The sequence below is a fragment of the Brevundimonas sp. GW821-FHT10E09 genome (genome assembly GCF_058809375.1).
Genome location: NZ_JBXASO010000001.1, coordinates 128,504 through 140,642, shown reverse-complemented (window position 1 = coordinate 140,642; position 12,139 = coordinate 128,504). Strand labels below are relative to the sequence as shown.

Here is a 12,139-nt window from a genome sequence, read left to right as displayed (position 1 = left end):
AGAGATGCGCCGGAGGGGATCTGACGCATGACCGACAACGCGCCGCTGAGCCGGGACGTCCTCATCGAAGCCATGTCCAAGGGCGCCAAGCCCAAGGACCAGTGGCGGATCGGCGCCGAGCACGAGAAGTTCGGCTTCGACAAGACCACCCTGGCCCGCCCCGCCTACGACGGGCCGAGCGGCATCAAGGCCATGCTGGAAGGCCTGCAGCGGTTCGGCTGGTCCCGGGTCGAGGAGAACGGCGTCCTGATCGGGCTGGAGCGTCGCAACGACGAGGGCTTCATCGCCTCGGTCAGCCTGGAGCCCGGCGGCCAGTTCGAACTGTCCGGCGCCCCGCTGAAGACCATCCACGACATCTGCAACGAGACCGGCCAGCACCTGATGGAGGTCAAACAGGTGGCCGACCAGTTGGGCGTCGGCTTCCTGGGCGCCGGCTTCGACCCGCTGTGGACGCGCGAACAGGTGCCGGTCATGCCCAAGGGCCGCTACGACATCATGCGCGCCTATATGCCCAAGGTCGGGACCCTGGGCCTGGACATGATGCTGCGCACCTGCACCATCCAGGCCAATCTGGACTTCGATTCCGAAGCCGACATGGTGGCCAAGTTCCGCACCTCGCTGGCGCTGCAGCCGATCGCCACCGCCCTGTTCGCCTGTTCGCCCTTCACCGAGGGCCGCCCGAACGGTTTCCTGTCGGCGCGGGCCAACGTCTGGACCGACACCGACGCCGACCGCACCGGCATGCTGGGTTTCGTGTTCGAGGACGGCTTCGGCTTCGAACGCTACGCCGACTATGCGCTGGACACCCCGATGTATTTCGCCAAGCGCGACGGCAAATATGTCGACGCCTCGGGCCAGTCGTTCCGCGACTTCCAGGCCGGCAAACTGCCCGCCCTGCCCGGCGAATATCCGACCCTCAAGGACTGGAACGACCATCTGACCACCCTCTTCCCCGAGGTGCGGCTGAAGGCCTATCTGGAGATGCGCGGCGCCGACGGCGGCCCGTGGAGCCGGATCTGCGCCCTGCCCGCCCTGTGGGCCGGCGTCCTGTACGACGCCCCGTCGCTGGCCGCCGCCTGGGACCTGGTCAAGGACTGGGACATCGCCGACCATGAGCGCCTGCGCCGCGACGTGACCCGTCTGGGCCTGAAGGCCGAGGTGGCGGGCCGCAGCGTGCGCGACATCGCCGTGGATCTGGTCAACATCGCCAAACAGGGCCTGAAGAACCGCGCCCGCTTCTCGGGCGGCATGGTGGACGAGCGCGGCTATCTGTCGGAACTGGAAGACATCGCCGACAGCGGGATCACCCCGGCCGAACGCCTGCTGGACCTGTATCACGGGGCCTGGCAGGGCGACGTGAAACGGATCTACGCCGACTTCGCCTACTGAAACCCGCAGCCCGTCGCGCTGGGCCGGCCCGATTGTCCGTTCTCAAGCCGATCTTTGAGCGAGGCCGCAGGGACGGTTCGGAGGGCGGCGAAGACAAGCCGTGCGGCGATCATGACCTCACCCAGACCGACGCGACATAATCGCCCAGTGGAAACATCCTCGTGCGCGCAAATGCGGCCTTAACCGATCTCGCGTAGTGGCTGAATCACTTCGCGAGGAATTGCTGCAATGATCCGTTCGCCCGCCGAGGCGCTGCGCCCACCGCCGACCGATGTGGATCTGGACACCTTCTTCGACGTGTCGCTGGATCTTCTGGTCGTGCGTGAACTGGACGGGCCGGTGGTCAAGGCCAGCGCCTCCTGGTTCTCGGTCCTGGGGTATCGGCCCGATGAACTGGTCGGTCAGCTTCTGCCCAGTCTCGTGCATCCCGACGACCAGCCCGCCACACAGACGGCCATCCTGGAGGTCACGAACCGCCGCCCCGGCGACCCGGTTCTGGGTCAGATCAATCGCTATCGGCACAGGGACGGTCACTACGTCACCCTGGAATGGCGCGCCCAGAGGTTCGGCGACCGGATCTATGCGGTCGCGCGCGACGTGACGGCCAAGGTCGCCGCCGAAAGGGCCCTGATCGAGGCCAAGGCCGCCGCCGAGGCCGCCAGCCGCGCCAAGTCCGACTTCTTGGCCAATATGAGCCACGAGGTGCGAACGCCCCTGAACGGGGTGATCGGCATCGTCGATGCACTGTCCCGCACCGCCCTGGATCCCGCCCAGACCGAGATGGTCAATCTGATCCGGGCGTCCGGCGTCACTCTGGAACGGCTGGTGTCCGACATCCTCGACGTCTCCAAGATCGAGGCGGGCGAGCTGACGCTGGAGACCCGCCCCTTCGACCTCGACGAGGCCCTGGACGCGCCGCTGGACGTCATGCGTGTCCGCGCCGACGAAAAGGGCCTGAGATTCGACGTCATCCGCGACGATGAGGCGCGTGGCGTCTTCGTCGGCGACAGCACCCGCATCCGCCAGGTGATCGGCAACCTCCTGTCCAACGCAGTGAAATTCACCCACCAGGGCGGCGTCTCCGTCCGCATCGCCCTGGACGAAGACCACGACAGCCTGACCCATCTGATCGTGGATATCCAGGACACCGGCGTCGGCTTCAACGCCGAACACGCCCCCCGCCTGTTCGACCGCTTCAGCCAGGCCGACGCCACCATCACCCGGCGCTTCGGCGGCACGGGCCTGGGCCTGTCGATCTGCCGCGCCCTGGTGGAGATGATGGGGGGACGGATCACGGCCGAATCGACGCCCGGACAGGGCAGCCGCTTCAGGATCGAGATTCCCTTGGCCCGCAGCACCTCCCTGTCCGACTATGTCGCCGGCGAACGCGCCCGGGCGGCCGAGGTCCCGGCGCCGATGCACACGATCCGGGTCCTGCTGGCGGAAGATCATCCGACCAACCAGCGCGTGGTTCAGCTGATCCTGGCCGGACACCCCGTCGAACTGATCACGGTCGAGGACGGCGCCCAGGCCGTCACCGCCTTCCAGGCCGGCAGCTTCGACGTGATCCTGATGGACATGCAGATGCCCGGCATGGACGGGCTGACGGCGACCCGCACGATCCGCGAACTGGAAGCGACGCGCGCCGCCAACATCCACACGCCGATCATCATGCTGAGCGCCAACGCCATGGCCCAGCACCGCGAGCAGGCGATCCAGGCCGGCGCCGACATCCATGTGCCCAAGCCCATCACCGCCGCCAGTCTGCTGGCGGGCATCCAGGCCGTCCTTCAGACCTGAAGACCGCCTGAAACAAGCGCGCCTCGCGGCGCGCGTCTCAGGCGACGGCGGCGATCAGCGGCGGCCCGCTTCGGCGCCAGTCGCTGCTGGTCCAGCTCAGGACCATGTGGGTCAGCTCGACGATGTTGATCGGCTTGGCCATGCAATCGTCCATGCCGGCGGCGAAATACTCGGCCTTCTGTTCCGCCAGGGTGTTGGCGGTCAGGGCCACGATGGGGGTGGCGCCGCGATGGCCCGGCAGGGCGCGGATGGCGCGGGTGGCGGCGACCCCGTCCATGACCGGCATCTGGATATCCATCAGGATCAGGTCCCAGTCGCCGGTGCGGGCGGCTTCCAGCCCCTGGGCGCCGTCCTCGGCCGTGGCGCAGGCGATGCCCTGGACCTCCAGCACCGCGACCACCAGGGCCCGGTTGCAGTCGTGATCATCGACATACAGGATCCTGGGCGTCCGCCCCGACCCTTCCGTCTCGATGGCTTCGCAGGCCCCAGAAACCTCGGCCGGAAACTCGGCCGGAGCCTTCGCCCCGACCTCTGACTCGACGACGGTCAGACCGGTCGCTGCGGGCGCGGCGTCGCCTTCCGAGGCGTCCCTGCCCGACTGGTCGATCATCTCGTTGACGACCGACAGCAGGCGCTGACCGGCGTTGTTGATCCGCCCCACATGGTCGGCCTGTTCGACATTCAGACTGGACGTCGCCAACAGGTCCGAGAAGCCGATCACCGTATTCAGCGGCGTGCGCAGCTCGTGCGACATTTCGGTCAGGAAGGCCTGGCGCGCCTCGGCCATGGCGGCCTTCTGCTCGGCCGCCGCGCGGGCGTTCTGGGCCTGGACCCGCGCGGTCACGTCGCGTTCGTCCAGCAGCACGCTCATCTGGCCGGTCGCCGGATCCGTGACCGGCCGCACGTCGAGCTGATGCCAGCGCAGCCCGTCACGCGTGACGACCTGGCAGACGTCGGTGACGGCGTTTCCGGCCAGGGCGGCGGCCAGCAGCGGCGGCGCGCGCTCCGGCTCGGCGAACCGCGCCTCGAACCCGTCGGTCGCCGTGCCGTAGGCGGCGAAGGCCGCCGGATTGGAGAAGATCGGCCGCCCCTCGGGATCGAACAGGCTGATCAGGGTCGAGGTATGGCGCAGGGCCTCGGCCGCGCGGTTCTCGTCGCCGTCCGCCGCGATGGGCGAAGCCTCGACCAGCAGCACCGGCGTCCCGTCTTCCAGAAGATAGGTCGAGATCACCGCCGCCACCGTCACCGGGTGGCCGTTGGGGTAGAAGGTCCACTGGTCGCAGACGACCGACCCGTCGGCGGTCTCGCGCGCCAGCCGTTCGACGCGCGCCACGGCCGCCGGCGACAACTGGCCGAAGCCACGGGCCAGCAGGGCCTCCAGACTGTCCGCCTCCCATAGCTCCAGCGCCGCCGGATTGGCGTAGACGCCGCGCCGGCTGACCGGATCGAACAACCATATCGGGCGACGCAGGGCGTCCCATTCGTGCATAGCTGCGGTGCCCTTTCTGGACGACGGTTATTGTAGGACGATCACTGACGGAACGCTGTTAAGAACCGGCTAAGTCGAACCTGCGGAAACCCCGTATGCGCCGCGCGTCCCAAAGCCGTCAGCTCAGGCCACGGCGTAGCGCGCCACGACCCCGTCCGGCTGGAAATCATGCTCCGCCAGCTTGTCCAGCGACCGCAGCACCCGCCCCAGGAAGGCGGCGGGATCGCCCGCCTCCACCGCCGGCCGCAGCCAGTCGGTGACGACGGCGCGGGCGGGGTAGGTCCCGACCGGGCCGGGAATGCTCAGCGCCACCTCGACCCCTTCGGCGATCCAGCCGGCCACTGTGGCGAAGAAGTCCGGCGAGGCCAGGAAGTCAGACGGCCGGATGACATACAGGGTGATGACCCCGTCCTCGATCCCGTCGGGCCGCACGATCACCCCGCTGCGGTCCGGCCGCCAGTCGTCCGACAGCTCGACCACCCGCCACAGGCAGAACCAGACGCGACAGGTGTTGGGTCGGATCGCATGGACCGAGCAGCCGGCGGCCTCGACGCAATAGGCGCACAGTTCGCCGGTCGGCTTGGCCAGTTCGGGCAGGTCCAGCGGAATGGCGCGGCAACATTCGACGCAGGCCCCGCAGGTCCGGTCGGGCAGCAGGGGCAGGCTCACTCGCCCGCCCGCTCCAGCCGGGCGATGCGGCGGTCCATGTCGGCGACGACGGCCTCCAGCCGCGTCTTTTCCGACGCCATGTCCACCGGCGTCCCGTCCTCATAGGCGATGGTCGCGCCTTGAGCGATCAGATCGAGGCGGTAGATGGCCGTCACGCGCTGGGCCCTGAACCGTTCCAGGGCGGCCTGGGCGGCGGGATCGGGGGCCGAATTCGGGGTCTTGCTCATGGCCGTGGCTCTAGCCCATCGCGTCTTCAGGGGAAACCGCCTGTGGATACGGGCGTTTGACGCTGAACCCCGGCCAGAATCCCTGTATGAGATCCACGGATGATCGGGCGTTTCCCCATCCTCTATATCGCCGAGGCCGACGCCGAGGACGCCGTGCTGTCCTCGGGCGTTCTGGCGCATCTGGTCGACAGCCTGCCGGAGGCCGGCTTCACCGTCGTCGGCTCGGCCGCCAGCGCCCCCCTGTTCGCCGACACCCCGCGCCTGGAACGCCTCCTGGTGCTGGAGCGCGAAGGCCGTTTCGACTGGATCGCCCTGTGGAACCAGGTGCGCGGGACCAAGTGGGGCCTGATCGTGGACATGCGCGGCTCGGACCTGTCGGGCAAGCTGCGCCGTGTGAAACGGGCGGTGCGCGACAAGACCGCTCAGCCCGGCCTGCACGCGGTCCAGGCGGCGGCCGCGGTGCTGAAGCTGGAGCCGCATGAGGTTCCGGCCCCCCGCCTCCATGTCTCGGATCAGACGCGCGCCCAGGTCGAGGCCCTGATCCCCGCATCCGGCGGCGCCAATTCTGAAAAGGATCGGCCCATCCTGGCGATCGGCCCCGGCGTTGAATGGATGGGCCGCCGCTGGCCCGCCGAACGCTACGCCAAGGTGGCGACCAAGCTGCTGGCCGACGACGGCCCCCTGGCGGGCGGCCGGCTGATGCTCGTCGGCGAGGAGATCGACCGCGAGGCGGCCCACACCATCCGCTACGCCGTCCCCCGCGCCCGCGTCATCGAACTCCAGGGCAAACTCACCCGGCTCCAGACCGTCGCCGCCCTGTCGAAGGCCAGCCTCTACGTCGGCGCGGACTCGATCTGGACCCATCTGGCCGTCGCCTCGGGCGTCCCCGTCGTGGCCGCCTTCGGCCCCTCCGACGAGGCGACGCGCGGCCCCTGGAACGGCGTCGCCGTGCGCGGCCCCCGCAGCTTCGAGGAGTTCAAGGCGCTGGATCCCCGGCTGAACCAGGCGATCCAGCACATGATGGACCTGCCGTGGGAACGGGTGCTGAAGGCGTCGGTTCGGCTGTTGAAGGAACGGGGCTGACGACAATCTCCCTCCCCGTCCGGGGAGGGAGAGGTTTAGCCGTTTCGCGACCCGTGCCGCATCCGCTAGAAGCTCGCATAGCCAGCCTCAGGAGCCGCCCCCATGACCCAGACCTATGACCTGATCGTCCGTGGCGGCGAGGTGGCCAATCACGCGGGGCGCGGCCGGGCCGACGTCGGGGTGATCGACGGCAAGATCGCCTTCATCGGCGACCTGTCCCAGGCCTCGGCCGGCGAGACCTTCGACGCCACGGGCCTGACGGTCCTGCCCGGCGTCATCGACACCCAGGTCCATTTCCGCGAACCCGGCCTGGAGTGGAAGGAAGACCTGGAGACCGGGTCACGCGCCGCCGCCCTGGGCGGGGTCGTCGCCGTGTTCGAGATGCCGAACACCAATCCCAACACCACCGACCCGGACACCATGGCCGACAAGCTGGCAAGGGCGAAGGACCGGATGTGGACCGACCACGCCTTCTATGTCGGCGGCACCCACGAGAACGCCGACTATCTGGGCGAGTTGGAGCGGCTGCCCGGCTGCTGCGGGGTCAAGGTCTTCATGGGCGCCTCGACCGGCGACCTGCTGATCGCCGACGACGAGGGGGTGCGCAAGGTCCTGTCGAACGTGCGCCGCCGCGCCACCTTCCACTCCGAGGACGAGTACCGCCTGGTCGAACGCCGCGGTCTCGCCCGCACCGGCGACTGGACCAGCCACCCCGAGGTCCGCGACGCCGAAAGCGCCATCCGCTCGACCCGCCGCCTGGTCGGCCTGGCCCAGGAGACCGGCGCCCGCATCCACGTCCTGCACGTCACGACCAAGGACGAGATGGAGTTCCTGCGCTTCCACAAGGATGTCGCCACCGTCGAGATCACGCCGCAACACCTGACCCTGGCCGCGCCCGAAGCCTATGAGCGGCTGGGCGCCTACGCCCAGATGAACCCGCCGATCCGGTCGCAGGAACATGTGGACGCCCTGTGGCTGTGGGGCATGCAGCAGGGCGTCGCCGACGTCCTGGGGTCCGACCACGCGCCGCATACAAAGGAAGAGAAGGCCAAACCCTATCCGGCCTCACCGTCCGGCATGCCGGGGGTCCAGACGCTTGTGCCCCTGATGCTGACCCATGTGGCCCAGGGCCGGCTCAGCCTGGAACGGTTCATCGACCTGACCTCGGCCGGCGCCCAGCGAGTGTTCGGCACGGCCAACAAGGGCCGGATGGCCGTCAGCTATGACGCCGACCTGACCATCGTGGACCTGAAGGCGAAGCGCACCATCACCCACGACCAGCAGGCGTCGCGCTGCGGCTGGACCCCGTTCGACGGCGTCGAAGCGACCGGCTGGCCTATGGCGACCCTCGTGCGCGGCCGGGTGGTGATGCAGGACGGCGAACTGATCGGATCGGCGCACGGCCGGCCGGTGCGGTTCATGGAGACGCTGTGAGGTCGGCCTCTACACAATCCGTCACCCGCTTCACCCCCACCCCCGTCATCCTCGGGCTTGACCCGAGGACCGGGCGCGGATCGGGCTGTGCGCCCGCCGCTGACGCAATGCGGCGGACCCTCCGGTCCTCGGGTCAAGCCCGAGGATGACGGGGGAGAAGGAAAAACTCGGCCTGATCGGCTTCGGCGCCTTCGGGCGGCTGACGGCGCGGCATTTGTCGCCCTGGTTCGACATCTACGCCCATGATCCAGCGGCGACCGACAGCGACGGCCACGCCACCCTGACCGACCTGGCTGCGGCCGCCGCCTGTCCTACGATCATTCTGGCCGTGCCGGTCGAGGCGCTGGAAGCGACGCTGACCGCCATCCGCCCCCATTTGCGCCCCGACGCCCTGGTCATCGACGTCGGCTCGGTGAAGGTCAAACCCGCCCGTCTGATGGAAGACCTCCTGCCCCCCGGCGTGCGGATCGTCGGAACCCACCCCCTGTTCGGCCCCCAGAGCGGCAAGCACGGCATCGCCGGCCTGCGCATCGCCATCTGCGCCGTGCGCGACGCCCCCGATGCGCGCAGAGACGCCCGCCGCGTCGCCGCCTTCTGCCGCCGCGCCCTGGCCCTGAAGGTGTTTCAGGTCAGCCCCGAGGATCACGACCGCGAGGCCGCCACGGTCCAGGGCCTGACCCATCTGATCGCCCGCCTGCTGCTGGCCATGGAGCCCCTGCCGACCCGTATGACCACCGCCAGTTTCGACCGCCTGATGCAGGCCGTCGACATGGTCCGCCACGACAGCCCCGCGGTCTTCCGCGCCATCGAACGCGACAACCCCTTCGCCGCCGAAGTCCGCGACCGCTTCTTCGCCCTGGCGGACGCGGCGCGGGGGGATTTGGACGCGGAATGAGTGGGGAAGCATCCGACCACGCCATGCCTCACATCGGTTGACGAGGCGTCTCGGTTCGCTGAACCTGGGCCTGGGATGGTGTAATCGAACATACCGGTCACAACCGGAGCAGCGGGTGAGAGCCCTGCTCCCAAGTCTGCTTTGCGAACCGGCGGCGATTTCGCAAGACGACCCGAACCGGGCAACCAGAATGTCCGCTCTTGCGGCGGCCCTATAACTCGGCGACCCTGCCGTCTTCCTCATCATCTCCTAGCGCCGTGCCCGTCATGCAGATCGCCGTCCTAACCCTTGATGGTTTCAACGAGCTGGATTCCTTCATCGCAGCAGGCATCTTAAACCGGATGAAATCACAGGGCTGGGCGGCCCACATCACCTGCCCCACGCCGGAGGTCACCTCGATGGCCGGGGTGACGATTCAGCGCCAGAAGCCGCTGGAGTTCTTGGCCGACGCCGACGCGGTGCTGATTGGCAGCGGGATCAAGACCCGCGATTACGCCGCCGATCCCACGTTCCTGTCGCGCCTCCCGCTGGACCCGTCGCGCCAGCTAATCGGCGCTCAGTGCTCCGGCACGCTTCTACTGGCCAAGCTGGGGCTGATCGGCGACCTGCCCGCCTGCACCGACCTGACGACCAAGCCTTGGGTTATCGAGGCGGGCGTAAATGTCGTTGATGCGCCGTTCGTCGCGCACGGCAATGTCGCAACCGCCGGCGGTTGCCTAGCCTCGCAATACCTTGCCGCTTGGATGATTGCGCGCTTGGCGACCCTGCGTGACGCAGAAGAAGCCATTCACTACGTCGCGCCCGTCGGCGAGAAGGCTGAATACGTCCAGCGCGCGATGGCGGCGGTGACGCCGTTTTTGAACGTCGGAGAAACACGGGCTGCATAATCCATGGTCGTCCGCTTCTCACCCCTTTCACCCCTTTAAGACCTCCGCACAGTCCGCTGATCCCCAACCTTTCCAATAATTCACGCGGCAATCCAGCATCATCGCCCTACCCTACTCCAGGCTGAACGGTCGGAGGCGGGCATGGCGAAGCGGCGAGCGTTCCTGGCGGGCGGCCTGGCGGCCTGCGCCCTTTGCGGAACGGCCCTGGCTCAGGCAGCGCCGCCCATCACCGGTGGCGAGGTGGCCGGCGACTGGATGCTGAAGATCACGCCGGCCGAGCGGCAGGACCTCAACATCTCCTTCAAGTCCAAGAGCGGAAACCAGCTGGATTTCCCATTGACGGTCACGCCCCAGCCGCGCGGCCGGCTTTCGTGCGTCCTCGACGGGGATCCGGCGGACTGCCGCATAAGGGACGGCAAGCTGGTCGTCGTCATGGCCTCGGGCGGCGTGCGCATGACCTTCACCCTGACGGGTCGGTCGCGCGGCGGGTTCCAGGGCGACGCGAGTCTGAGGGTCCGTCTGCTCCCCATCGGCGGCCATATCGGCGCCGTGACCATGGCGCGCCGATCATAAGGGCCGGCGCGCGGACGGTCGGCGCAGGCGCCACCTATCCTAATTCCGCAGACATTCTGTCGACGAAACAACCGCCTGACTGAAAAATCCCGTCGCCACCCCCCGCCCTTCCCTGCGGGCCTATACTTCCGTCGTCGGCATTGGAAGGGAGGCTCATTCAGTTGCAGACTCTGGCGCCTCGCCCTGGGTTCGAGGGCTCCGCGCAATTTCGTCCCACCCCGATTTCAGACAATTCAGACTATTCAGACACTGTTTTTTCGCCGCACCGTCTGAAATCCCCTGCGACAATTGACAAAGATTGCCAAACTCCCATTCTGACCGGACAGGAGCAGACCCCATGGCGACGATGAACATCTCCCTGCCCGACCCGATGAAGGCCTGGGTCGAGGAACAGGCCAAATCAGGCCGCTACGCCAACGCCTCGGACGTCGTCCGTGACCTGATCCGCCGCGAACAGGTCAAGGCCGAGAAGATCGCCCATATGCAGCGATTGGTGGACGAGGCGCGCGCCGGCGGGATCAGCGAAAAGACCCCACGTGAGATCTTCGAGGAAGTCCGCGCCGAATTCGAAAGACGCAAGGGCGCGGCGTGACCCGCCTGCGGCTGAGCGAAGACGCCGAAGCGGATCTGCGCCTGATTTTCTGGCAGGGCCTGGAAATGTTCGGCGCCCGCCAGACCGAAACCTATATTTCAGGCTTGGAAGACCAGTTGCAGCAGTTGCTCCTGTTCCCCGATACGGGCCGGTTGCACACGGATATCCAGCCGCCCGTCAGGGTTCAGCCCTATGGCGCTCACGTCATCATCTACGAACACATCGACGACATCGTCGCAGTCCTCCGCATCCGCAGCGCACGCGAGGACTGGACGGCCTCACCTCTGGGAAGCGACTGGCCATGACCCACCCCATCCACATCGGCGTCGGCGGCTGGACCTTCGAACCTTGGCGCGGAATCTTCTATCCCGAGGGCCTGGTGCAGAAGCGCGAGCTGGAATACGCGGCGTCGAAACTGACCAGCATCGAGATCAACGGCACCTATTATTCGACCTTCAAACCCGACTCCTGGCGCAAATGGCGTGACGAGACGCCGGAAGGCTTCGTCTTCTCGGTCAAGGCCAGCCGCTACTGCACCAATCGCAAGATCCTGTCGGACGGCGGCGAGAGCTTCGAGAAATTCCTGTCCCAGGGCCTGACCGAACTGGGCGACAGGCTGGGGCCCATCAACTGGCAGTTCATGGGCACGAAGAAGTTCGACCCCGAGGATTTCGAGGGCTTCCTGAAACTGTTGCCGCCCGAGAAGGACGGCCTGCGCCTGCGCCACGCCCTGGAGGTGCGCAACCCGAGCTTCGCCAGCGAGCAGTTCTACGACCTGGCCCGCAAATACGGCGTCGCCATCGTCTACGCCGTCGATGACGAGGAGCCGACCTGGCCCCAGATCGACGAAGAAACGTCTGACTTCAGATATGCCCGGCTGATGTCCAGCCGCGAGGACGAGCCCACCGGCATGACCGCCGCCGAACTGTCCGCCGTCGCCGACCAAGCCAAGGCCTGGGCGAAACGCGGCGAGGTCTTCGCCTATTTCATCTCGGGGGCCAAGGTGCGGAACCCGGCGGCCGCCCAGGCGCTGATCGCCCAGTTGAAATGACGCGCGCCGCCTTGCGACCGGTCACGCCGGGCCACATCTGCCCCCCACGC

The 12,139-nt window shown here is 67.7% G+C and carries 13 protein-coding genes; 10 read left to right on the top strand and 3 right to left on the bottom strand.

Annotation, left to right across the window (positions count from 1 at the left end; genetic code table 11):
* Positions 1–27: 27 nt before the first annotated feature.
* Together AC1RSI_RS00705 and AC1RSI_RS00700 are read left to right on the top strand one after the other, a co-directional pair.
* A complete protein-coding gene (locus AC1RSI_RS00705; RefSeq protein ID WP_035310533.1) occupies positions 28–1,389 on the top strand; it encodes a glutamate--cysteine ligase in 1,362 nt (453 codons plus the stop codon).
* A gap of 228 nt (positions 1,390–1,617) precedes the next feature.
* The gene (locus AC1RSI_RS00700; protein ID WP_154726583.1) at positions 1,618–3,189 is read left to right on the top strand and encodes a PAS domain-containing hybrid sensor histidine kinase/response regulator; all 1,572 of its coding nucleotides are present in this window, start codon (positions 1,618–1,620) and stop codon (positions 3,187–3,189) included.
* A gap of 37 nt (positions 3,190–3,226) precedes the next feature.
* Here the strand turns inward: AC1RSI_RS00700 and AC1RSI_RS00695 are convergent, their stop codons facing one another.
* The 3 genes from AC1RSI_RS00695 to AC1RSI_RS00685 all read right to left on the bottom strand — a co-directional run bounded on the left by AC1RSI_RS00695 (position 3,227) and on the right by AC1RSI_RS00685 (position 5,574).
* Positions 3,227–4,678: a hybrid sensor histidine kinase/response regulator gene (locus AC1RSI_RS00695; RefSeq protein WP_154726582.1), complete on the bottom strand. Its 1,452-nt coding sequence runs from the start codon at positions 4,676–4,678 to the stop codon at positions 3,227–3,229.
* Positions 4,679–4,801: 123 nt separating this feature from the next.
* Positions 4,802–5,347: a hypothetical protein gene (locus AC1RSI_RS00690; protein WP_154726581.1), complete on the bottom strand. Its 546-nt coding sequence runs from the start codon at positions 5,345–5,347 to the stop codon at positions 4,802–4,804.
* Entirely contained in the window at positions 5,344–5,574 is a 231-nt protein-coding gene (locus tag AC1RSI_RS00685; RefSeq protein ID WP_035310540.1) for a hypothetical protein, read from the bottom strand. The genes AC1RSI_RS00690 and AC1RSI_RS00685 overlap by 4 nt, the downstream gene beginning before the upstream one ends.
* A 99-nt stretch (positions 5,575–5,673) precedes the next feature.
* Between AC1RSI_RS00685 and AC1RSI_RS00680 the strand changes: the two genes are divergently transcribed.
* The 8 genes from AC1RSI_RS00680 to AC1RSI_RS00645 all read left to right on the top strand — a co-directional run bounded on the left by AC1RSI_RS00680 (position 5,674) and on the right by AC1RSI_RS00645 (position 12,089).
* Positions 5,674–6,657: a glycosyltransferase family 9 protein gene (locus AC1RSI_RS00680; RefSeq protein ID WP_008259003.1), complete on the top strand. Its 984-nt coding sequence runs from the start codon at positions 5,674–5,676 to the stop codon at positions 6,655–6,657.
* A 102-nt stretch (positions 6,658–6,759) separates the two neighbouring features.
* A complete protein-coding gene (locus tag AC1RSI_RS00675) occupies positions 6,760–8,091 on the top strand; it encodes a dihydroorotase (protein WP_035311278.1) in 1,332 nt (443 codons plus the stop codon).
* A gap of 145 nt (positions 8,092–8,236) precedes the next feature.
* Positions 8,237–8,986 (top strand): prephenate dehydrogenase/arogenate dehydrogenase family protein, encoded by a 750-nt coding sequence (locus tag AC1RSI_RS00670; protein ID WP_154726580.1) that lies wholly within the window; start codon positions 8,237–8,239, stop codon positions 8,984–8,986.
* Between the two features lie 266 nt (positions 8,987–9,252).
* On the top strand, positions 9,253–9,873 hold the full coding sequence (locus AC1RSI_RS00665) for a DJ-1/PfpI family protein (RefSeq protein ID WP_008263552.1): 621 nt from the start codon (positions 9,253–9,255) through the stop codon (positions 9,871–9,873).
* 141 nt (positions 9,874–10,014) lie between these two features.
* Positions 10,015–10,446 carry a hypothetical protein gene (locus AC1RSI_RS00660; protein ID WP_008264126.1) on the top strand — a complete coding sequence of 144 codons (432 nt, stop codon included), beginning with the start codon at positions 10,015–10,017 and terminating at the stop codon, positions 10,444–10,446.
* Positions 10,447–10,744: 298 nt separating this feature from the next.
* Complete coding sequence (locus AC1RSI_RS00655; RefSeq protein ID WP_369733658.1) at positions 10,745–11,038, top strand: type II toxin-antitoxin system ParD family antitoxin; 294 nt, start codon at positions 10,745–10,747, stop codon at positions 11,036–11,038.
* Positions 11,035–11,343, top strand: coding sequence for a type II toxin-antitoxin system RelE/ParE family toxin (locus tag AC1RSI_RS00650; protein ID WP_008263996.1), 309 nt, complete (start codon positions 11,035–11,037; stop codon positions 11,341–11,343). The genes AC1RSI_RS00655 and AC1RSI_RS00650 overlap by 4 nt, the downstream gene beginning before the upstream one ends.
* Positions 11,340–12,089, top strand: coding sequence for a DUF72 domain-containing protein (locus tag AC1RSI_RS00645; RefSeq protein WP_154726579.1), 750 nt, complete (start codon positions 11,340–11,342; stop codon positions 12,087–12,089). The genes AC1RSI_RS00650 and AC1RSI_RS00645 overlap by 4 nt, the downstream gene beginning before the upstream one ends.
* Positions 12,090–12,139: the final 50 nt, after the last annotated feature.

Coding starts and splice junctions, on each gene's coding strand:
- AC1RSI_RS00700 (WP_154726583.1), top strand. CDS start 1,618: ATGATCCGTTCGCCCGCCGAGGCGCTGCGCCCACCGCCGACCGATGTG.
- AC1RSI_RS00660 (WP_008264126.1), top strand. CDS start 10,015: ATGGCGAAGCGGCGAGCGTTCCTGGCGGGCGGCCTGGCGGCCTGCGCC.
- AC1RSI_RS00680 (WP_008259003.1), top strand. CDS start 5,674: ATGATCGGGCGTTTCCCCATCCTCTATATCGCCGAGGCCGACGCCGAG.
- AC1RSI_RS00705 (WP_035310533.1), top strand. CDS start 28: ATGACCGACAACGCGCCGCTGAGCCGGGACGTCCTCATCGAAGCCATG.
- AC1RSI_RS00675 (WP_035311278.1), top strand. CDS start 6,760: ATGACCCAGACCTATGACCTGATCGTCCGTGGCGGCGAGGTGGCCAAT.
- AC1RSI_RS00670 (WP_154726580.1), top strand. CDS start 8,237: ATGACGGGGGAGAAGGAAAAACTCGGCCTGATCGGCTTCGGCGCCTTC.
- AC1RSI_RS00685 (WP_035310540.1), bottom strand. CDS start 5,574: ATGAGCAAGACCCCGAATTCGGCCCCCGATCCCGCCGCCCAGGCCGCC.
- AC1RSI_RS00645 (WP_154726579.1), top strand. CDS start 11,340: ATGACCCACCCCATCCACATCGGCGTCGGCGGCTGGACCTTCGAACCT.
- AC1RSI_RS00695 (WP_154726582.1), bottom strand. CDS start 4,678: ATGCACGAATGGGACGCCCTGCGTCGCCCGATATGGTTGTTCGATCCG.
- AC1RSI_RS00665 (WP_008263552.1), top strand. CDS start 9,253: ATGCAGATCGCCGTCCTAACCCTTGATGGTTTCAACGAGCTGGATTCC.